This window comes from Chelatococcus sp. YT9, assembly GCF_018398315.1.
In the GTDB taxonomy this organism is placed as follows: Bacteria; Pseudomonadota; Alphaproteobacteria; order Rhizobiales; family Beijerinckiaceae; genus Chelatococcus.
On record NZ_JAHBRW010000001.1, the window covers coordinates 3,460,694 to 3,479,886 of the forward strand.

Sequence of the window (19,193 nt, forward strand, 5' to 3'; positions counted from 1 at the left end):
ACTTCTTAAGGTTGGACTGGTTGGACAGCGGAGATCGGTCGATGACAAAGCGAACCATGGATATCGAGGCTGTGCTGCGTTGGGCCTATCAGGATGAACTTCCCAAAGCCGTGCTGGGTGATGACCGGCAGTTCCCGGATGGAGTGCGGTCGGGATGGGCCGGCATTGCGAGCTATGCGCAGCTGCTCACCCTGATCGACTATAACGCCTATGGCGTCTTGCCTGACCTCGCCGCAGTCGGCGAGCCGCACCCGGACGCCTTACGTGTGGCGGATGCCGTCGAGGCGCTGGTGTCGTGCTCTGTGGCGATCCCCGATGGATGGTCGCCGTTGGCCGACATGGGCGACCTCGGCGCCGAGGGTGACCGCGTTGTCGAGATCGCGGCGCTATGGGCGCAGGCACGGGCATCTGCCTCGGCTCTGGTCGTGACCCGGGCGATCCTCGGAGGGGAGCCCTGTTGGCAGGGCGACGTGCCGGAACGCAAGGTGCGGTGCGGTGCGAACGGCCGTCCGATGTGGTTTCGCAAGTCGCTCGTCATGATCAGCGAGGGAGACCCGGCACTCGGGATCGAGCCGGAATATGTGGAAGCGGTCGTTGATGGCTTCAACGCGAAGCGGCGGCGTCCGTATGCTGATGCCTATCAGGAAACGTTTCTCGATCCAGATCCTCAGCCGCTTGCCATATCGCGGGCGGAATATGAGATCTGGCACGCGGCACTGCGGCTCCTCTTCGATTCGCTCGTGGGTACGCTCGGAAGCATAGAGGTGACGCCATCTCGTCGATCAGCGCGCCCCTGGGAGCCATCCAGCGCTCGCGACGTAACGGCCCGCCCGCAGATTTTTTCCGTTGATTCGGTAGGCGTTGTAGCGACCTCCGAAAGAAAGTTTCCTTGCGTGGCTTGACGTGCGACTGGAACTTGACTCAATACTTGTCACGCTGAAAAAGATCAGAGAAACCCGGTGCCGAACGCGCCGGGTTTTTTCGTTCTCGCAGGAGGTGGTGATGTAATGCCGTCTCGCCCGCAAGTCTTTCGGCCATCAACCTACAAGGGCAAACAGCAGCGCGACCGCGAGCACGATGCCAAGCGCAGAGACGAGAAGCCATGGCGCGCTTGGTACAAGACGGCGGCATGGCAGGCCGCCCGCAATGCCCAGCTCAACAGCCAGCCGTTGTGCGAGCGCTGCCTGCCGAGGGATGAGATCGTGCCCGCCACCGTCGTGAACCATCGCCGCGCGCATCAGGGTGACTGGTCGCTGTTCATCGACCCGAGCAACCATGAGAGCGTCTGCAAGCCCTGCCACGACGGTGAAATTCAGCGCGAGGAGCGGCGATGTCTCCGATCGTCCGCCACCACCTAACCCGGCGGCGGATAGAGATCATTCCCGTAAGTCCACTCAGTCCGGAAGCGATTGTTCTGCCCTTGGACTAGGACCTGTGCGTCGTGGCCATTCTTTCCAGACACGTGAGCCGCATCGACCGCACTGCGGATAGCTTCCCTCTGTGTCCTATAAGGGCCGTAATGCTTGCCCTCGAAGCTGACTTTCCATTCACCCTGATGGAGAACGACGAAGTACTGAGCTCGAGCCATTTCCCCCCCCTCTCTCATTCCCGGCGGCAATATTACCACAAACAGCCGCAACGTCAGGGGGGGCATCAAAAGTCTGGGTGCCTCGACATCCGGACCGGCGCCCTAGTCACACGCATCTCGTCGCAGGTTTCCGAAAACTTTTTTGTGAGAGGCACTTATGGCGCGTAGAGGACCGAAGCCCGAGCCCGCGAGCGTGAAGCTTGCCAAGGGCAATTCGGGTCGGCGTCCTATTGGCGCTGACCCTGTCATCATCGACGACAGCGGCGCCAATGTCGCGCCGCCGGCATGGCTGAAGGGCGATGCGCTTGCGACCTGGCAGAGGACGGCGCCGCGCGTCGCTTCGATGAAGCTTCTCGGGCCGCTCGATGCCGAGCCCTTCGCGCGGTACTGCCAGAATTTCGCCCGGTGGGTGAAAATGCAGAAGATCCTCGACAAGGATGGGGAGTTTTACGAGAGCGAGAGCCAGCACGGCAAGTTGAAGCGGATCGAGCCCGCCTTCGCGATCGCCGATCGGCTCGAAAAGCACCTGGCGTCGGCGGAAGATCGCTTCGGCCTCAACCCGGCCGAACGGCAGCGGATCTTCGCGGCGCGCGCCGCGACGGGCGCGCCGGGCGATCTCTTCGATCGTCCGAGCTCACCGCAGAAGCCGGCCGATCAGGCGGACGGCGAGCCCGCGCCGAAGTCGAAATCGGCGATCGGATACCTGCAGTAAGTCATGGCGGTGCAAAGCGGGCCGGCGCGACGGGCTAAACCCCGATCGCGGCCGGCGGGCGTTCATCCTGGTGCGATCTGGGACAGCCGGGCGCGTGCGTGGAAGGACGGCAACTATTGGTTCGATGAGCGCGCCGCGGCGTCAGCGGCCGCATTCTTCGCGGACCATATCTGCCTGACCGAGGGTGAATGGGCCGGTCGGCCCTTCGTCCTGGAGCCGTGGCAGGAGAACGACATCATCCGCCCGCTATTCGGGTGGAAGCGTGAAGACGGCTTGCGGCGATATCGTCGCTGTTATGTCTGGGTGCCGCGCAAGAACGGCAAGACCGAGCTCGCCGCCGGTATCGCCTTGCTCTTGCTCCTGGGTGACAGCGAGCAGGCTGGCCAAGTGTTCTCGATCGCCACCGACAAGGATCAGGCCCGGATCGTCTTTGACAAGGCGACCGCCATGGTCGGCAAGTCGCAAACCCTGTCGGCGGATCTCGTCTGCCTGAAGCCGTCGATCTACTGCCCGGCGTTGAACGCGTCCTTCAAGCCGCTGTCGGGCAAGCCTGGCGGCAAACATGGGCTCTCGGCGTCGGGTCTGATCGGTGACGAGATCCATGAATGGGTATCGGGTGAACTCTATCAGTTCATCCACGATTCGGAGGCGGCCAGGCGCCAGCCTTTGGAATTCTTGATCTCGACGGCCGGCAAGAAAGGCGGCTACGGCGAGGAGGTCTGGGAGGAGTGCCAAAAGATCCTCGACGGCACGATCGACGATCCAGAGACGCTTGTGGTGGTCTATGCCGCTGACCCGGAGGATGATTGGACGAAGCCGGAAGTCTGGGCGAAGGCCAATCCAAACCTTGGCGTCTCGAAAAAGCTCGACACCCTGGCGGCGGATGCGCGGCGCGCGCAGCAGCTGCCGCGCCTGGAGAACGACTTCAAGCGCTATCATCTCAATCTGTGGACCGAGCAGGCGGTCCGGTGGTTGCCGATCGATGCCCTCGATGACGATGGCAATCGCTTTGGCTGGGATCATTGCGTCGGCCCGATCGATTGGAAGGATCTCGACGCCAGGCTCATCGGCAAGCGCTGTTTCGGCGGCCTCGATCTGTCGTCGACCACCGATCTTTCCGCACTCGTGTGGTGGTTCCCAATACAGGAAGGCCTCGACGCGCCCGTTGTCCTCGTCCGGTTCTTCAAGCCGAAGGATCTGATCAAGGCTCACAGCGCCCGCGACAAGCTGCCTTATGACCGCTGGGTCAAAGAAGGTGCGCTGTTGGCGACGCCGGGCAATGTCGTCGATTACGCCTTCATCCAGGATCAGATCTACCGCGATGCCGAGCGTTACCGCATCGCCTTCCTGGGAGACCAACGCCGCGAGACCGGGCAAGGCGGCCTCGCCATCGACCGTTGGAACGCCACCGAGACGACGGTGAAGCTCGAGCAGGAGGGCTTACCGGTTGTGATGTTCGGCCAGGGCTTCGCCTCGATGGCCGCGCCGACGAAGGAGCTTGAGCGTCTCGTTTTGTGCAATGGCTTCCATCATGGCGGGCACCCGGTCTTACGACGCCATGCCCAGGTGGTCGCGGTAGAGACAGATCCGGCCGGTAACATCAAGCCGGCCAAGAACAAGTCGACAGAGCGCATAGACGGCATCGTCGCGCTCTGCATGGCAATCGGCATCGCGGCGAAAGACACGGGCGATTTTCGCTCGGTCTATGAGTCGCGCGGCATCCGGATGGTGTGAGGACGGATGGGGATTCTCGACTTCTTCCGCCCGCAGACCGCGGCGCCGACGCCGCGCCCGCAGGGCTCGGCCATCCCGGCTGAAGGTGGCACCTGGCTGTCGCTGGACGATCCGCGCCTGATCGAATGGCTGCGGATGGGCGACGTCTCGTCGACGGGCATCACGGTGAACGTCGACAAGGCCCTGAAAAACCCGGCTATGTTCCGGGCTGTCAGCCTGATCAGCTTTTCCATCGGTATGCTGCCGTTGCAGCTGATCGATGATGACACGAAGGAGAAGGCGACAGAGCACCCGCTCTATCGCATCCTCCATCGCCGCCCGAACGGCTGGCAGTCGGCTTTCGACTTCCGCACGCTGATGCAGCTGCGCGCCTTGTTGAAGGGCAACGGCTATGCCCTTGCGGTGCGGTCGACGGACGTCCGCACCGGCCGGCCGAAGATTTCGCAGTTGGTGCCGCTCGATCCCGATCGTGTTCACCCGCGCCAGCTCGATGATTGGTCCGTTGTCTATAAATATCAGCCGGCGAATGGGGCGGCGCGCGAGTATAAATCGCGGGACATCCTGCATCTGCGCGGGCTGTCGCTCGATGGCATCCGCGGCATCTCGCTCGTCAAGCAGGCGGCCGAGTCGATCGGACTGGCACTCGCGGCCGAATTGGCAGCGGGCAGGCTCTTCAAGAACGGCTCTTTCGTCGGCGGCGCCCTCACGCATCCCGCGCAGCTGTCGGATGACGCCTTCGAACGGCTGAAAAGTAGCCTCGCCGAAAAGGAAGGTGCGGAGAACGCGGGCAAAAACCTCATCCTCGAGGAGGGGATGAAATATGAGCCCTATGCGCAGAACGCACGTGATGCCCAGCTCGCTGACATCCGCAAGATGCAGGTTGAGGAAATCGGCCGCATCACTGGCGTTCCGCGCCCGCTGCTAATGGTGGACGAGACCTCCTGGGGCTCCGGGATCGAGGCCCTTGGCCGGTTCTTTGTCCAATTCGCGCTGGGGCCGTGGTTTGAGGCCTGGCAGCAGGCTATTGAGCGGACCCTGCTCGATGGCGACGGTGAAGATCGCTATTCGGCGAAGTTCAACGCCGGCGCCTTGCTGCGCGGTTCGATCCAGCATCAGGCCGATTTCTTCGCCAAGGCCCTCGGCTCCGGCGGTGCGCCGGCCTGGATGACGGCCAATGAGGTGCGCGATGTCCTCGACATGCCGCGCCGGCCGGATGGCGACACGCTGAATCCGGGCTCGATGGGGCATAACGGCGGCCCGCCGCTCGACGACGACACGACCGATCCTGACGACAAGGCTGCGTCCGGGACATCTCGAAAGGCCAATGACGATGACGACGATGCATAAGCGATATCGTTTATTCGCCAAAGCGCGGCCAGGCGCCATGCCCTTGCCGGTGCGCCAGGACGTGCATGCCTTCACCATGCCGCAGGTCTTCGATCGCTGGTCGGCGGACGCGGCCGGGGTGCGCGCCCTCGAAAAGGGCGACAACGTCATCGCGATCTTTGACACGATCGGCGAGGACTATTGGTCCGGCGGCGGTGTCACGGCGAAGAAGATCGCCGCGCAGCTGCGGGCGATCGGCGACCGCCCGATCGAGGTGCAGGTGAATTCGCCGGGCGGCGACATGTTCGAAGGCATCGCCATCTACAACGTCCTGCGCGAGCACCCGCAGGATATCACCGTCAAGGTGATGGGCATGGCGGCCTCGGCCGCCTCGATCATCGCCATGGCTGGCAATCGCGTCGAGATCGGCGCGGCATCCTTTATCATGATCCACAATTGCTGGGTGATGGCGATTGGCAACCGCCACGATATGGCCGAGACGGCAGAGTGGCTTGAGCCCTTCGATCAGGCGATGGTCGATCTCTACGCCGCGCGTACCGGCCAGAAGGCGACCGATATCGCCAAGTGGATGGATGCCGAAACCTTTATGTCGGGATCCCAGGCAATTGAGCGCGGGTTTGCCGATGCGCTCTTGCCGGCAGACGTCATGACGACAGATGGCGATGCCCAGGCCCGCGATCGCGAGATCAACGACCTCCGCGCCATGGAATTGCAGCTCGTTTCCGCGGGCATGACGCGTTCGGACGCGCGCGCTCGCATCAACAAGATCAAGGGCACGCCAGGCGCTGCCCTCGATACCGCCACGCCGGGCGCTGGCGAAGATTGGTCCGGCCTCGTCGGACTGCTCGACACCCTTCGCAAATAGGACATCCTCCATGAAAACGTATTTTGTGGCGGGGGCCATCGCCCTCGCGCTGTCGGCGTGCGTCGTATTCGCCATGGCCGATCTTTCGACCGCGCATGCTGCTGCGCTCGCGATCGTCGCGGCGCCCGCACATACGATGCCGCTCAACCAGATGCTCGGATCGACGGCTCTGAAATCGCGTCCGCGCGCCGTCACCATCATGCCGCGCGCCGACGTGAACGACCCGAAGGCGATGATCGCGGCGTTGAACACGGCTTTTGACGAGTTCAAGAAGACTTACGACGACAAGTTGAAGGCCAAGGTCGACGATGTTGTGCTGAATGAAAAGGTGACGCGCCTCGACCAGGTCGTTGCCAACTTTCAGGGCACAATCGACGATCTCAATGCCAAGATCGCGGCGGCCAACGCCGGCGGCAGCGTCATCGGCGATATCCCGCCCGATCCCGAATATGTCGCGGCCTTTAAGGCGCATATGCGCAAGGGCGACGTCTCCGCGGCGCTGACCAAGGGCACCGATGCGGATGGCGGCTATCTCGCGCCGGTCGAATGGGACCGGACCATTCAGGGCAAATTGAAGCGGGTGTCCCCGATCCGTGCCAATGCCCGGGTCATCAACATCACCACCGCCGGCTTCAAGAAAGGCTATACGGATCGCGCGGTCGGGTCCGGCTGGGTCGGCGAGACTGCTGCCCGGCCCGCAACCACGACGCCGCAGTTCGCCATGCTCGACTTCGTGCCTGGCGAGATCTATGCGAATCCGCCGGCGTCGCAGGGCATGCTCGATGATGCCGCGATCGATCTCGAAGCCTGGCTCGCCGGCGAGGTCGATACCGAGTTTGCGCGCCAGGAGGGCATTGCCTTTCTCTCCGGCAACGGCGTCAACAAGCCTCATGGCATCCTCACCTATGTGACGGGTGCGGCCAATGCCGCGCGGCATCCTTGGGGTGCCATCCCGATCGTCAACAGTGGGTCTGCCGCCGCCTTCACCTCGGATGGCTTTATCGACCTCTTCTATGATTTGCCGTCCGAGTACCGCGCAAACGCGAAGCTTTACACCAACCGGCAATCGCAGTCCCAGATGCGCAAGCTGAAGGATGGGCAGGGCAATTATCTCTGGCAGCCGTCCTTTGCGGCCGGCCAGCCGGCAACCGTCGCCGGTGAAGCGATCGTCGAAGTTCCGGACATGCCCGCGGTGGGGGCTGATGCCATCGCCGCCCTCTATGGCGACATGGAAGAGACGTATCTCGTCATCGACCGTATCGGCATCCGCGTCCTGCGCGATCCCTTCACGAACAAGCCCTTCGTGCACTTTTACACCACGAAGCGTGTTGGCGGCGGGGTCAACAACCCCGAGGCCATGCGCGCCTTCAAGATCGCGGCCAACCCGTAAGCCGTGCCGTGGCGGGCCACGGCCCGTCACCCTTCGCCCGCCACCACCGCAGGAGGCCAATCATGGCAGAGAAGAAATCCGGGAGCGCCAAGACCGTCGATCCCGCCGTTACCAAGCCCGCCGTTCAGAATGATGAAACTGGCGCGGAGGCCACCGGCATCGAGCCGGCCACCGAGTTCGACCCGTCCGGCGCGCCACATCAGGTGCCGGATATCGACGTGGACCATCCCGCCGTCGACAACGACCCGCGGGCGAACACCACGGCCGATCAGAACCGCATTGATTTCAATGACCCGACGCTCTCCGGCGCCGAGGCCGTCGCCAAAAACCTGAAGCGATAGGACGCCTCCATGTTCGTCGTCGTCGTTACGCCGCCCGCGCCCGTGGTGACCCTCGCCGAGGCGAAGGCCCATCTGCGCGTCGACTTCAGCGACGACGACGATCTGATCAGCAGCCTCATCGACGCGGCGACGCAGTGGATCGATGGGCCGCAAGGGTGGCTGCGGCGCTGTCTCGGCGAACAGACGCTTGATGCGATCGCCCCAGGCTTCGCAGCCTTCACGCGGCAAAACGGACCGGTGTTGTGCCTGCCGTATCCGCCGATCATCGCGATCGAGAGCATAACCTACCTTGATCGTGACGGCGCGTCGCAAACCCTCGATGTCGAGGCCTATCGCACTCTTCCTGGCGGGCTCGCACTCCCGGCGCTCGGCGCGGTCTGGCCGGTGGCTGGCGTCCATCCGGACGCCGTGCGTATCCGGTATATCGCCGGTCACCGCGCCCAGCCGGGCACGGGAGGCGCACCCGCCACGAACACGGTGCCGGCGCCCATTCGTCAGGCCATCTTGCTGATGGTCGCGGCGCTCTATGAGGACCGCGAGGCGACGTCTGACGACATTCTCGGCACGCGCACGGTGAAAGCTCTGCTCGCGCCCTTCCGTCTCATGAGGGTGTGATGCCCTGGGTCTATTTTACCAAGGATTTCGACTGGTATCCGCGCGAGCTCAACGGTCGCTTCTGCCTTGCCTACAAGGCCGGCGCGATCGCGCTCGTCACCACACCCTGCGCCGTGGCGGCGAAGGCCGCCCGCAAAGCGGTCGCGACGCGCAAGCCGAGGGACAAGGCCCATGAGCGCCGGTGAGCTGCGCGAGCGCGTCGCCTTCGATACGCGCGGCACCGTCGAGGATGACGTTGGCAACACCGTTGATGACAGTTGGAATGAGGCCTTCGTGATTGCGGCCCGGATCATGCCTCTGAAGGGCGGGGAATCGGTGATGGCAGACCGCCTGCAGGGCGTGCAACCCGTCATTATCCGGGTGCGCTACAGCGCCGCCGCGGCCGACATCACGCCCGCCTGGCGCGCCCGCAACGCCCGCACCGGCACCGTTTACAACATCACCTCGGCCGCCAACATGGACGAGCGCCGGAAATATCTCGACATCCTGGCAACCGCAGGGGGCGCCGATGGCTAAGATCGAAGGTCGTGACCGCCTCCTCGCGAAACTGGCCGCTTTGCCGCCGGCGGTGCGGTCCGCGATCAAGCAGGCCTTGGCGCAGGGGGCTGACGAGATCGTCGCCGATGCCAAGCGTCTCGCTCCAAAGAAGACGGGCAAACTGCGAGATAGCATCAAGCAGACATGGGGCGGCGGAAAAGAGCGATACGCATCGCTTTCCGCGGGGGCGAAAGGCGACCCGGATCTGACCGTCGTGATTTCAGCGGGCAACAGCTCCGTACGCTACGCTCATCTCGTCGAGTTCGGAACCTCGCCGCATATCAACGGCGGCATGTTCGAAGGCTCGGAGCATCCCGGAACCGAGGCGCAGCCGTTCTTCTTTCCGGCCTATCGCGCCAATCGGCGGAAGGTGCGGGCTCGCATCTCCCGAGCGACCACGAAAGCCGCCAAGCGCGTTGCATCAGGGGCAGAGTGATGGAAGTCACCCACGCTTTGCAGGCCGCCGCGGTCGCCGCCTTGAAGGCGAGCCCCGCGGTGACGGCGCTTGTTGTCGGTCGCGTGCTTGATCGCGTGACGGATAAGACCGCCTTCCCTTACATCAATCTCTCAGGCTTTCAGCTCGTTCAGCATGACGCGGATTGCATCGACGGGGCGGAAGTCTTCTTCGATGTCCATGTCTGGTCTCGGACGGTGGCGCGGACGGAATCAGCCGATATCGCTGGCGCCGTGCGGGAGGTGTTGCACAACGCCACGCTCCTCCTCACCGATGCGGAGCTGACCGAACTCGAGCATCGCGACACCCGCTATATGCGCGATCCCGATGGCGTGACCAATCATGCCGTCGTCACCTTCCGGGCGCTGGTCGAAGCCCTTTAATCTCCGGAGATATCAATGGCACAGGCACAAACGTTCCGATTTTCGGGCGTCCGCGTCCTCGTGGGCGACGGCGAGACGCCGACCGAAGGCTTCGCCGCGCCCTGCGGTTTCACCGAGCGCTCGCTGTCGCTCTCCAAGCAGTTCGGCGAGACGAATACGCCGGATTGCGCTGATGAAGACGCTGCATCCTTCGTCGAGCGCGACGTGACCTCAAAGTCCGCCTCGATTACCGGCCAGGGCGTCTTGGCGGCGGATGCCGTGCCTGTGTGGCAGGACCTCTTTGAGGGCGACACGTCCCAGAATTGCCGCGTCGAGCTATGGCGCACGGGCGCCAAGGTCGGCACCTATGCCGGCAAATTCCACCTGGAAACGCTGGAAATCGGCGCGACCAAAGGCGAGCGGGCAACCATCAACGTCACGCTCCAGAGCGACGGCGCCGTTGCCTATACGGCGGGCGCGTGATGGACGGCGAGAACCGCAACGGGGCCGTCGAACTCGACTTTGGCGATGGCACCCATCGTTTTCGCCTCGGCATGGGGGAGCTCGAGGAGCTGCAAGAAAAGACGGGCATCGGGCCATTTCGGCTCGTGACCAGACTGCTCGACGGCGAGTGGACGGTTGTCGAAGTGCGCGAGACGCTGCGGCTCGGTCTGATCGGCGGCGGGCTCGAGCCGCTGAACGCGCTGAAGTTGATCCGCCGGTATGTCGTGGATCGTCCCGACTGGGTGGCGAATGCAGCCATCGCGCAGGTCGTGGTGATGGCCGCTATCGCTGGCGCGCCGGAAGAAGAGCCGGGAAAAGGCGGCGCGCCGGAGGCCGCGAGCGAGGACCCGATCTCCCAGACGGCCGCCTCGCCTTCGGCGCCTACTATGGAGCCGCCGCCGCCTGTGGAATCGCCATCTCAGACTTCCGGCGTATGACGCTGTGGCAGTTTACCTCGGCGGTCGATGGGTGGCTTTCCGCGCACGCGCCGGACAGTGATAACAAAGATCTGTCCGATGCAGAGGTGGAAGAACTATTGCAGATGCTCGCCAGCACTAACGGATAGTATCGACGTAACTCTTAAATGCGTTGGTGTTCGGCCACTTCATAGCGCGATCACCCACGTTGGCTTCTACGTGCCGGTCATCAAAAAGCGTATAGGGAATTCCCTTATACGCTTTCTGGGCAACGACCCCATCGCTGAAAATTAGCCGCTCCGGATTGAAACGGTGACCGCAAAAGCGACAAACCTTCGCATCGCGGCGGACAATCTCTGCACATTCTGGGCATTTCTTTGAGTCACGTGCGGCTTGGCGTTGTTCTTTCTCGATGTAGGCAGGCGCTCGTAGGCTGGGGACCGCGATGAGGGCGAGGAGGCTCACAATTGGCAAGAGCAGGCCTAGAAAAAACCATCCAACGAAGCTGCGTCCCTTAGACGATGCAACAAATGCGCAGATGAACGCGCAAACGATCCACGCGAGAAAAAACTCCATCACTTCCCCCAAGGCTTGCCAACATGGCGACTGATGTAGAGCGCTTGACCGTATCGCTTGAGGCGAACGTTAAGAAATTCGAACGCGAACTGGCAAGAGCACGCGGTGTCGCCGTCAATTCGATGCGGGATATTCAGCGGCAGGCCACGGGAATCGAAAGCTCCATTTCGAAGTCGTTCGGCAGAATCGGCGGCGTGATAGCGGCGGCGTTTTCGGGTGCCCAGGCAGCAAGGGCCGTTGGCAGTGCGGCTGCTCAGTATGTGGACCTCCGCAACACTTTGAAGGTCGCCGGGCTTGAGGGGCAGGCGCTGGAAGGCGTGTTCGGCAGCCTGTTTCAGATCGCACAGAAGAACGGCACGGCCATAGCGCCGCTTACCACGTTGTATGCCCGCGCGGCACAAGCCCAGGGTGAGTTGAAGGCTTCCTCGGCGGAATTGATGCAGTTTACCGATGGCGTCTCCCTTGCGCTCAGGGTCGCGGGGACGGATAGCGCGCAAGCGAGTGGCGCGCTGTTGCAATTGTCGCAGGCGTTGGGCAGCGGCGTCGTGCGCGCGGAGGAGTTCAATTCGGTCAACGAGGGGGCGCGGCCCATCTTGCAGGCCGTCGCCGCGGGACTGAAGGAGGCCGGTGGGTCCGTCTCCAGTCTGAAAACGCTTGTCAACGACGGGAAGGTATCTTCGGAGGCATTCTTCCGCGCCTTCCTTGCCGGAATGTCGACGCTCGAGGCGTCTGCGAGCAAGGCGACAGGTACCGTCGGTCAAGGTGTCGAGCGCGTTTCGAACGCTTTCATCCTGCTTATTGGCAAGCTCGATGAAACGATGGGTGCGTCTCAAACCGCCGCGACAAACCTTAACGCTGTCGCCGAAGCGATCGGCCAAATTCCGAAATACATCGACGCGGCTGTCAAAGGGCTGGGCTCATTGCAGTCTTGGCTCAACTCGGTGGGCAACAGTCCTTTTTGGGGAAGGATCGCCACGGCTCTCGGCGGCGATATGTCGCCGGAAGGCCTGCGAAAGATCGGCATCACGCCGATCGTCAACGGTAAGGTTCTAGACCAAGATCGCGTTGAATCGGCTTTTCGAGCGGCTCAGAGCGGTTCCGCTGGAAGCATGGCGACTTATGCCAAGGGCCTCTATGGTCCTCAGCTACCAATCGGCTGGAAGGCGCCCGTCGCAAAGCAGGTTTCCCTTGCCGACTATGCAGTCCCCGGCGGAAAGGGCGGCGGTGGGCGCGGTGCCGGCGGCAAGTCGGCTGGCGCGAAGTTCGGAGACCAGATCGCGGACGTTGAGCGGCGGATCGCGGCGCTGAAGCTGGAAGAGGAAACCCTCGGTCAGACTACCGCAGCTCGCGAACGTGCCCGCGTCGCGCTGGAACTTGAGCAGGCGGCCAACAAGGCGGGCCCGGGGATCTATGAGAAAAACCGCGTCGCGATCGAACGGGTCGCCGAAGCCTACGGCAAGCAAAAGGAATCACTCGAAAAGGCCGAAGAGGCGCAGAAAGACTTTCGCGATCTGCAGCGAGCAGCGGGTAACGAGCTGTCTTCGTTCTTCTCCGATGCCATCTCCGGCGGAAAGAATGCTGAAGAGGCGTTGATGAACCTGACCAAGCGGATCGCCGAAGCGGCCTTCCAGGCCGCGCTACTCGGCGAGGGGCCTTTGGCCAGCCTCTTCGGGACGAAGGGGGCCAATGGCGCGACCGGTGGCCTAATCGGCTCTCTGTTTGATGGCATGAAGCTTTTCGACAGCGGCGGTTATACTGGCGCCGGGCGCAAGTTTCAGCCAGCCGGCGTGGTGCATAAGGGGGAGTATGTCTTCGATGCTGCCGCGGTGCGCAAGATTGGCCTCGGCAACCTCGACGCGCTGCGGCGAGGTTACGCGAACGGCGGAGCGGTCGGCATGCCCTCGATGCCGTCTTTGCCGAGCCTCTCGCGGCTTGCCGCGCGCAATCGGGTCGGCGCTCCTGTCGTCAACATCATCAACCAGTCTGGTTTGCCAGTCTCGACGCGCGAGACACAGGGCGGAAGCGGCCCGGGCGTTGAGGTGTTGATCCCAGCACTTGAGAACATCATGGCCGATCGCCTGGCACGCGGGCGGGGCTCGGTCGCCCGGGCGAACGCGGCCGTCGCCACCCGCACCAATCTGAGGGGCTGAGCATGGCATTGCCGACCTGGCCGGCGACCTTGCCGCATGTGCCGCTGCTGGCGAGCCTCGGCGCACCGACACCCTTCGCGGCGCCGGCGCGGACCGAATTCGAGGATGGGCCTGATCGGATGCGTCGCCGGGCCTTCACCCGTCTCGTGAAAGAGCCAGTCCAGATCCGCATGACTCGCGTGCAATTCCAAGCTTTCGAGACGTTCTATTGGGACACGCTCAATGCCGGCACGGGCCATTTCATGATGGAGGTGGTATTGCCGCAAGGCTGCGAGACGCGCCGCGTCTATATCGATGGAGCGGATTATTCAGCGCCGCGGCTTGGCACGAAATACATGCTGGCCATGACCTTGTGCATCTTCCTCGACAGCTGATCGATGTCGCTCACCGAAGCCATGGAAGAGAGCTACGCGTCGGCGGCGCGCGGCGACATCATCTATGAAACCGTGGAGATGGATCACGTCGCCTTTGCCGCGCCGGTGCGCGTCATCACCGGCGTCGACGAGGCCATGTCCCTGCCGCTGGCACTTGGCGGGCCGACTGTGCTCTTTGAGCCCCTGCAGGTCTCCATCACCCTGCCGGGTGTGACCGAGGACGGGCCGACGCCGGCCAAGGTCAGGATCGACAACGTGTCCGGATTGCTTTTGCCTTATCTACGCGAGGCGATTCGCGCGACGGCGCCGATCAAGGTGATCTATCGGGCCTATACGACGGCGGATCTCACCCAGCCCGGCGACGTGATCAACGACCTTGAGCTCAGATCTGTGACGCTCAACGAAACCTATGCCGAAGGCTCGCTCGGTTTCCGGGAGATCGAATTGCAGGCCTTCCCGCTCAAGACCTATGACGACACCTTTTATCCGGCGTTGCAGCTGTAATTAATAGCAGTTTGTCGTCGTCGTATTGCCCATCCGATTTGAGGTGCAACTCATGGTTACGTTTTGCGAGGGGCGCGGGGCGGTCGCGATGCTGTAGTCGATCAGAGCGTCGCTTGCAGAATTGAAAGCCCTTCTGCGTCTTTCCTGCTTCGCCAGAAGTTCACGGCGAAGTTCAAGACGGCACGCAATATAGGCGTCGGAGCCCGGCGCCGCGCCGAGGCCACGACAGTAAGCATCATCTTTGGGTTCTGCATCGCGCTGCTCTTTGGCGCTGATGCACCCAGACGCACAAAGCAGAACCAGAATTGCGATGCCATGACGTATCAACATGATGCTAAGCCCAATCTTGTTTCGTGCATCAACGATAAAGCCAAACCTTCTGCGATTAAAGGAGCTATGGATGGTGCTGAAACGGGCCCGTACGTCACCGCGCTGATCAACCAGCCCTGGGACCGCGGCGGGCTGCATTGCTGGCGCCTCGTGCGCGACGTGCAGCGTGATCTGTTCGGCCGCGATCTGCCGCCCGTGTTCGATACGGCGCCGGATCGCCGGGCCACCAAGGCGGAAGCCTTCGCCGACCATCCCGAGCGCGCCCGCTGGCGTGAGATCACGGCGCCAGCGCATGGGGCGGTCGCCCTGATGGCGCGCAAGGGCGCCCGCCCTGACTTCGTCGAGCATGCCGGCGTCTGGCTCGACCTCGACGGCGGCGGCCTTCTCCATGTCGACGCGCCGCATGGCGTCGTCTTCGACGGCCTCGTTGAACTCGCCAGCGTCCGCCGCTGGGCAACCCCGCAGTTCTTTTTGCCGATCTGACATGACGCTCATCATCAGACAGAACGTCGCGGGCCGCCCGGTTGCCGCGCCGCTGCCGCTCGACCGCAGGCGGCGCCGGCTGTCGACCGTGGTCGCGCGCCATGCCGACCGCGGCCGGCCGCATGTCGTCTCGGTGCATCGCGCCGGCGAGCCGCCGGCCGTCTGCGACGCGACGGTCAGGCTGCGCAATGCCTGGCGCCATACGCTGGTCGGCCCGAACGACACGGTCATCATCACCTATCTGCCGCTCGGCGGCTCGAGCCGCGGTGGCGGCGGCGGCAAGGCGATCGGCGGGGCGATCGCCATGATCGCGCTCGCCATTGCCGCGCCCTATGCTATCGGCGTGATCGGCGGACTGTCAGCGGGGCTCGGCTCAGTGCTCGGCACCACGGCGGGCCTGACACTGACCGGCAAGCTGGTCGCGGCCGGCGTCGTCGCCGGCGCCGGCTTCCTCCTGTCCAAGGCAACGCAAGCTAAGGCGAACAAGGAAGCGACGGACCGTCCGGTCTATGGCGTGTCGGGCGGCGGCAACGTCCCGCGTCCGGGCGACCGCATCCCCGTTGGCTATGGCACCTTCTGGACGCAGCCGGATCTCTCCCAGCCTGATTACTCGGTCTATGAAGGGGAGGATCAATATCTCTACAAGCGCATGACGCTCGGCTTGGGCAAGTACCAGATCGAAGAGATCATGGTCGGCAACTCGACGCTCTGGACGCGCGGCGGCGGGGTGCAGCCGCCGTTCAATGACAGCGTCGTCGAGATCATCAATCCGGGCGGCACGTCCTCGATCGTCCCGGGCACCGTCGTGTCCGCCGATGGCGTGCTCGGTTCGGAACTCGCGCGCGTCGATGAGAACCCGAACTGGTCTGGGCCCTATGCCGTCGCGCCGGTCGGTGTCGATGTGTCGAAGATCCAGATCGACATGTCATTCCCCTCCGGCCTGTCGGGGCAGCGCAGCGACGGCAAAGCCATCCCGGCGCCTTACAGCTATCGCTTTGAATATGCGCCGGCCGATGACGATGACAATCCGACAGGCGATTGGCAGACGCTCGTCACCAATACCGCCACCGGCTATTCGACCAAGGCGCTGCGCTACACGTTCTTCTTCGACGTGCCGCCTGGGCGCTACATCGTGCGCGGCCGCAACGACTATCCCGACCAGTCCGATTACCAGGTCGTGAACGCCATCGCCTGGGATGGCCTGCGCGGCTGGGTGATGGACACAACCGTCCGGCCGCATGTCACCGAGGTCGCCTGCCGCATCAAATCCGGCAAGTCGCTCGCCACCACCAACTTCTCCAACATCTATGTCAGGGCCTCGCGGATCCTGCCGGTGTGGAACGGCACGGAATGGGTCGAGCAGGTCACCCGCAAGGCCGTGCACGCCTTCGCCGATGTGCTGCGGGCCGACTATGGCGGCAACCTCGTCGACAGTCAGATCCACCTGGCGCGTGTCATCCACTACGGATCGACGCTCGCCGATCGCGACACTTTCGACGGCGTCATTCGCGGCCCGGTGTCCGTGTTTGAGGCGGCCTCGACGGTGCTCGGCGTCATCCGGGGCGAGCCGGTGCGGATCGGCCGCACCTGGTCGATCGTCCGCGATGAGGCGCGCGCCGCCCGAAAGCATCTCTTCACCCGCCGGCAGATTGTGCGGGGCTCGACGGAAGCGGAATTCCCGGTGGCGCGCGAGGATGGCCTCGCGGATGTGATCGTCGAGTACAACCCGGATGCCGACCCGCGCAAACGCCGCGAGGTGCGGGTGACCTTCGGGGCGCAGTCGCTCACGCCGAACCGCGTCGCCATGACGGGCGTCGGCTCCTGGGCCCACGCCCACCACCTCGCCACATGGATGGCGGCAACGGCGTATTTTCGGCGCGAGCGGCGGCGGCTGACCGTCGAGCATGAAGGCCGGCTCGTCATGCGCGGCGATCCCGTGCTCGTCGATGCATGGTTCATGACCAATGCCCGCGCCGCCGGCGTGCTCGCGCGCAATGGCTGGGCCATCACCCTCGACACGCCCGTGACCGTTGGCGCCTCGACCTATGCCGACTTCCGCGATCGCCGTAACCGCGAATGGGGCCCGGTGAAGGTGACGGCCGGCGGGGATGGTCGCACCATCATCGTCGACAGTGCCGATGCCGCGGCGGTGGCTGATTTCACCGGTGTCAGCTTCGCCTCGATCTTCGCGGCCGATGGTGAGGACATGACCTCGGTCGTGATCGGCGCCCTCGACGAGCTGCGCGATCCGTTCCTGATCGCCTCGGTGCAGCCGCAAAGTCGCGACCGCGTGGCGATCGAGGCGCTGTATGATGCGGAGGAAGTCTGGACAGCCTTGGGCGAGGCGCCGCCGCCGGAGCCACCCTTGCCGAGCGACCGGGATACCGATCCCGGCGCTCCGGTCGTGCCCTGGGTGCGGGCGCAGGCCGTGCAGCGCACCACCTCGCTCGATATGGATTGGTCGGTCGGCCAGGCGCGCGGGGCGACCTCCTACGTGGTCGATCTCTCCTATGATGATTGGGCGACGCTGGAGCGGGTCTCCGAAGGGCTCTCGACCTCCGGCAGCTATCCCATCCGCAATGTCGAGGGGCAGGTTGTCGATGTGCGCGCCTATGCGGTGAGCCCGGAAGGCGTCGCCGGCCCGCCCGTCTTCACGACCTTCACCACCTTCAAGCCGGTCCTCGACATCGACACGACCGATTGGATGGTCGATTTCGAAAACCTGAAGCAAGAGCTGCGCCATCAGATCGAACGCATCTCCGGTATAGGCGCCGATTCGATCGCCCATTGGCGTGACGACTTCGAGGCGCGCCTGCAGGCGCTCGCGGAGTTGCAGGCGACCACCACCGGCCATGAATATGCCGAGCGCCAGACGATCAAGCTCGATCTGACCGCGGTCGATGAGAGGAACGCCGAGGCCGTCGACGAGGGTGTGCGGCGGACCTTCGCCGCGATCGATGAGGAGCGCACCGCGCGCGTCGCCGCCGATCAGGCGATGGCGCAGACGACGGACACGATCGCCGCAGGCATCAGTAATGCGGTCTCCGGCGTGATCCAGGAAAGGCTGGCGCGTGTCGCCGCCGATGAGGCCTTGTCCCAGGCGACGACGGCGCTCGACAGCCGCCTGACCGATGCCGAGACCGGGATCTCCGGGCAGGCGACGGCGGTCAACCAGCTGACGACGCGGGTGACCGCGGCGGAAGGCGGCATCACGGCGACGGCGACCCAACTGACGACGCTCAGCGCCACGGTCAATGGCCACACGTCGAGCCTGACCCAGCTTAGCGAGGTGGTGAGCGGGCCGAATGGGCTCACCGCGCAATATGGCGTCGTGCTCAATCTCGATGGCGAGACCGGAGGCTTTGTTCTCAGTGGTGCCAAAAAGCTTGATGGCAGCGCGACATTTACGTTCGGCATTCGCGCCGACCTGATTGTTGACGGCACCATCACCGGCAACAAGCTGCGGGCCTATGACATCATCTCGCAGTCCGCCCAGATCCGCGACTTGACGGTCAACACGCTGCAGATCGCCGACAACGCCGTGACGGTGCCGGTGGCGGCGAGCGGCAGTGTCAGCCCACCGGCGGCGACCGCGGTCGATGTGGTTTTGACCAGCATCGGCTTCACCGGCATCGCCGGCAAGTCGATCATGATCAACGCGACCTTCATCGGCACGGTCGGGGCCTCGCCCGAAGTGGTCAACTTCTGGCAGTGCCATCTCTACATCAATGACACCCTGGTCGGCTCTCTCAACGGGGCGACCTATGACAGCGTCTGCGCCGTGCAGGGAAGCCTGTCCTGGGCCTGCACCGGCGGCTGGGATGTGGTGCCGATCAAGGTTGTCTTCACGACGGGCGGCGTGCCCCGCTCCCTCAACGGCAATCTGGTCGCCACCACGGGGAAGCGTTGAG

The 19,193-nt window shown here is 63.8% G+C and carries 22 protein-coding genes; 20 read left to right on the forward strand and 2 right to left on the reverse strand.

The features are described from left to right. The first annotated feature begins 41 nt into the window (after positions 1-41). Together KIO76_RS16000 and KIO76_RS16005 are read left to right on the forward strand one after the other, a co-directional pair. A complete protein-coding gene (locus KIO76_RS16000) occupies positions 42-902 on the forward strand; it encodes a hypothetical protein (RefSeq protein ID WP_213324191.1) in 861 nt (286 codons plus the stop codon). A gap of 105 nt (positions 903-1,007) precedes the next feature. Continuing rightward, positions 1,008-1,358 carry an HNH endonuclease gene (locus KIO76_RS16005; RefSeq protein WP_213324192.1) on the forward strand — a complete coding sequence of 117 codons (351 nt, stop codon included), beginning with the start codon at positions 1,008-1,010 and terminating at the stop codon, positions 1,356-1,358. Here the strand turns inward: KIO76_RS16005 and KIO76_RS16010 are convergent. Continuing rightward, positions 1,355-1,654 (reverse strand): DUF2188 domain-containing protein, encoded by a 300-nt coding sequence (locus tag KIO76_RS16010; RefSeq protein ID WP_349629389.1) that lies wholly within the window; start codon positions 1,652-1,654, stop codon positions 1,355-1,357. The genes KIO76_RS16005 and KIO76_RS16010 overlap by 4 nt on opposite strands. Before the next feature lie 91 nt (positions 1,655-1,745). On the opposite strand from KIO76_RS16010, the gene KIO76_RS16015 reads away from it, so the two are divergent. The 13 genes from KIO76_RS16015 to KIO76_RS16075 all read left to right on the forward strand — a co-directional run bounded on the left by KIO76_RS16015 (position 1,746) and on the right by KIO76_RS16075 (position 10,886). Beyond that, a complete protein-coding gene (locus KIO76_RS16015; protein WP_213324194.1) occupies positions 1,746-2,300 on the forward strand; it encodes a phage terminase small subunit P27 family in 555 nt (184 codons plus the stop codon). Positions 2,301-2,303: 3 nt separating this feature from the next. After that, positions 2,304-4,034: a terminase large subunit gene (locus KIO76_RS16020; RefSeq protein WP_213324195.1), complete on the forward strand. Its 1,731-nt coding sequence runs from the start codon at positions 2,304-2,306 to the stop codon at positions 4,032-4,034. Between the two features lie 6 nt (positions 4,035-4,040). Beyond that, on the forward strand, positions 4,041-5,381 hold the full coding sequence (locus KIO76_RS16025) for a phage portal protein (protein WP_213324196.1): 1,341 nt from the start codon (positions 4,041-4,043) through the stop codon (positions 5,379-5,381). Beyond that, positions 5,374-6,246, forward strand: a complete 873-nt coding sequence (locus KIO76_RS16030; RefSeq protein WP_213324197.1) for a head maturation protease, ClpP-related — start codon at positions 5,374-5,376, stop codon at positions 6,244-6,246. The genes KIO76_RS16025 and KIO76_RS16030 overlap by 8 nt, the downstream gene beginning before the upstream one ends. A gap of 10 nt (positions 6,247-6,256) precedes the next feature. Continuing rightward, positions 6,257-7,636, forward strand: coding sequence for a phage major capsid protein (locus KIO76_RS16035; protein WP_249729617.1), 1,380 nt, complete (start codon positions 6,257-6,259; stop codon positions 7,634-7,636). A 62-nt stretch (positions 7,637-7,698) separates the two neighbouring features. Next, positions 7,699-7,977 (forward strand): hypothetical protein, encoded by a 279-nt coding sequence (locus KIO76_RS16040; RefSeq protein WP_213324198.1) that lies wholly within the window; start codon positions 7,699-7,701, stop codon positions 7,975-7,977. A 9-nt stretch (positions 7,978-7,986) separates the two neighbouring features. Further along, entirely contained in the window at positions 7,987-8,592 is a 606-nt protein-coding gene (locus tag KIO76_RS16045) for a head-tail connector protein (protein ID WP_213324199.1), read from the forward strand. Then, a complete protein-coding gene (locus KIO76_RS16050; RefSeq protein WP_213324200.1) occupies positions 8,592-8,777 on the forward strand; it encodes a hypothetical protein in 186 nt (61 codons plus the stop codon). Before KIO76_RS16045 ends, KIO76_RS16050 begins: the two co-directional genes overlap by 1 nt. Beyond that, a complete protein-coding gene (locus KIO76_RS16055) occupies positions 8,764-9,108 on the forward strand; it encodes a phage head closure protein (RefSeq protein WP_213324201.1) in 345 nt (114 codons plus the stop codon). Before KIO76_RS16050 ends, KIO76_RS16055 begins: the two co-directional genes overlap by 14 nt. Then, on the forward strand, positions 9,101-9,565 hold the full coding sequence (locus tag KIO76_RS16060; protein ID WP_213324202.1) for an HK97-gp10 family putative phage morphogenesis protein: 465 nt from the start codon (positions 9,101-9,103) through the stop codon (positions 9,563-9,565). Before KIO76_RS16055 ends, KIO76_RS16060 begins: the two co-directional genes overlap by 8 nt. Continuing rightward, complete coding sequence (locus KIO76_RS16065; protein WP_213324203.1) at positions 9,565-9,966, forward strand: DUF3168 domain-containing protein; 402 nt, start codon at positions 9,565-9,567, stop codon at positions 9,964-9,966. The genes KIO76_RS16060 and KIO76_RS16065 overlap by 1 nt, the downstream gene beginning before the upstream one ends. A 15-nt stretch (positions 9,967-9,981) precedes the next feature. Further along, positions 9,982-10,428 (forward strand): phage tail tube protein, encoded by a 447-nt coding sequence (locus tag KIO76_RS16070; protein ID WP_213324204.1) that lies wholly within the window; start codon positions 9,982-9,984, stop codon positions 10,426-10,428. Beyond that, a complete protein-coding gene (locus KIO76_RS16075) occupies positions 10,428-10,886 on the forward strand; it encodes a gene transfer agent family protein (RefSeq protein WP_213324205.1) in 459 nt (152 codons plus the stop codon). Before KIO76_RS16070 ends, KIO76_RS16075 begins: the two co-directional genes overlap by 1 nt. Positions 10,887-11,003: 117 nt before the next feature. Here KIO76_RS16075 and KIO76_RS16080 read toward each other — a convergent pair whose 3' ends face one another. Then, the gene (locus tag KIO76_RS16080) at positions 11,004-11,441 is read right to left on the reverse strand and encodes a zinc ribbon domain-containing protein (protein WP_213324206.1); all 438 of its coding nucleotides are present in this window, start codon (positions 11,439-11,441) and stop codon (positions 11,004-11,006) included. Positions 11,442-11,464: 23 nt separating this feature from the next. On the opposite strand from KIO76_RS16080, the gene KIO76_RS16085 reads away from it, so the two are divergent. From KIO76_RS16085 to KIO76_RS16105, 5 genes are all read left to right on the forward strand, one after another. Beyond that, positions 11,465-13,591, forward strand: a complete 2,127-nt coding sequence (locus tag KIO76_RS16085; RefSeq protein WP_213324207.1) for a tape measure protein — start codon at positions 11,465-11,467, stop codon at positions 13,589-13,591. Between the two features lie 2 nt (positions 13,592-13,593). Next, entirely contained in the window at positions 13,594-13,965 is a 372-nt protein-coding gene (locus KIO76_RS16090) for a hypothetical protein (protein WP_213324208.1), read from the forward strand. Positions 13,966-13,968: 3 nt separating this feature from the next. Beyond that, a complete protein-coding gene (locus KIO76_RS16095) occupies positions 13,969-14,469 on the forward strand; it encodes a DUF1833 family protein (RefSeq protein WP_213324209.1) in 501 nt (166 codons plus the stop codon). Positions 14,470-14,865: 396 nt separating this feature from the next. After that, positions 14,866-15,282, forward strand: a complete 417-nt coding sequence (locus KIO76_RS16100) for a glycoside hydrolase (RefSeq protein ID WP_213324210.1) — start codon at positions 14,866-14,868, stop codon at positions 15,280-15,282. 1 nt (position 15,283) lies between these two features. Next, a complete protein-coding gene (locus KIO76_RS16105; protein WP_213324211.1) occupies positions 15,284-19,192 on the forward strand; it encodes a host specificity factor TipJ family phage tail protein in 3,909 nt (1,302 codons plus the stop codon). The last annotated feature ends 1 nt before the right edge of the window (position 19,193 follow it).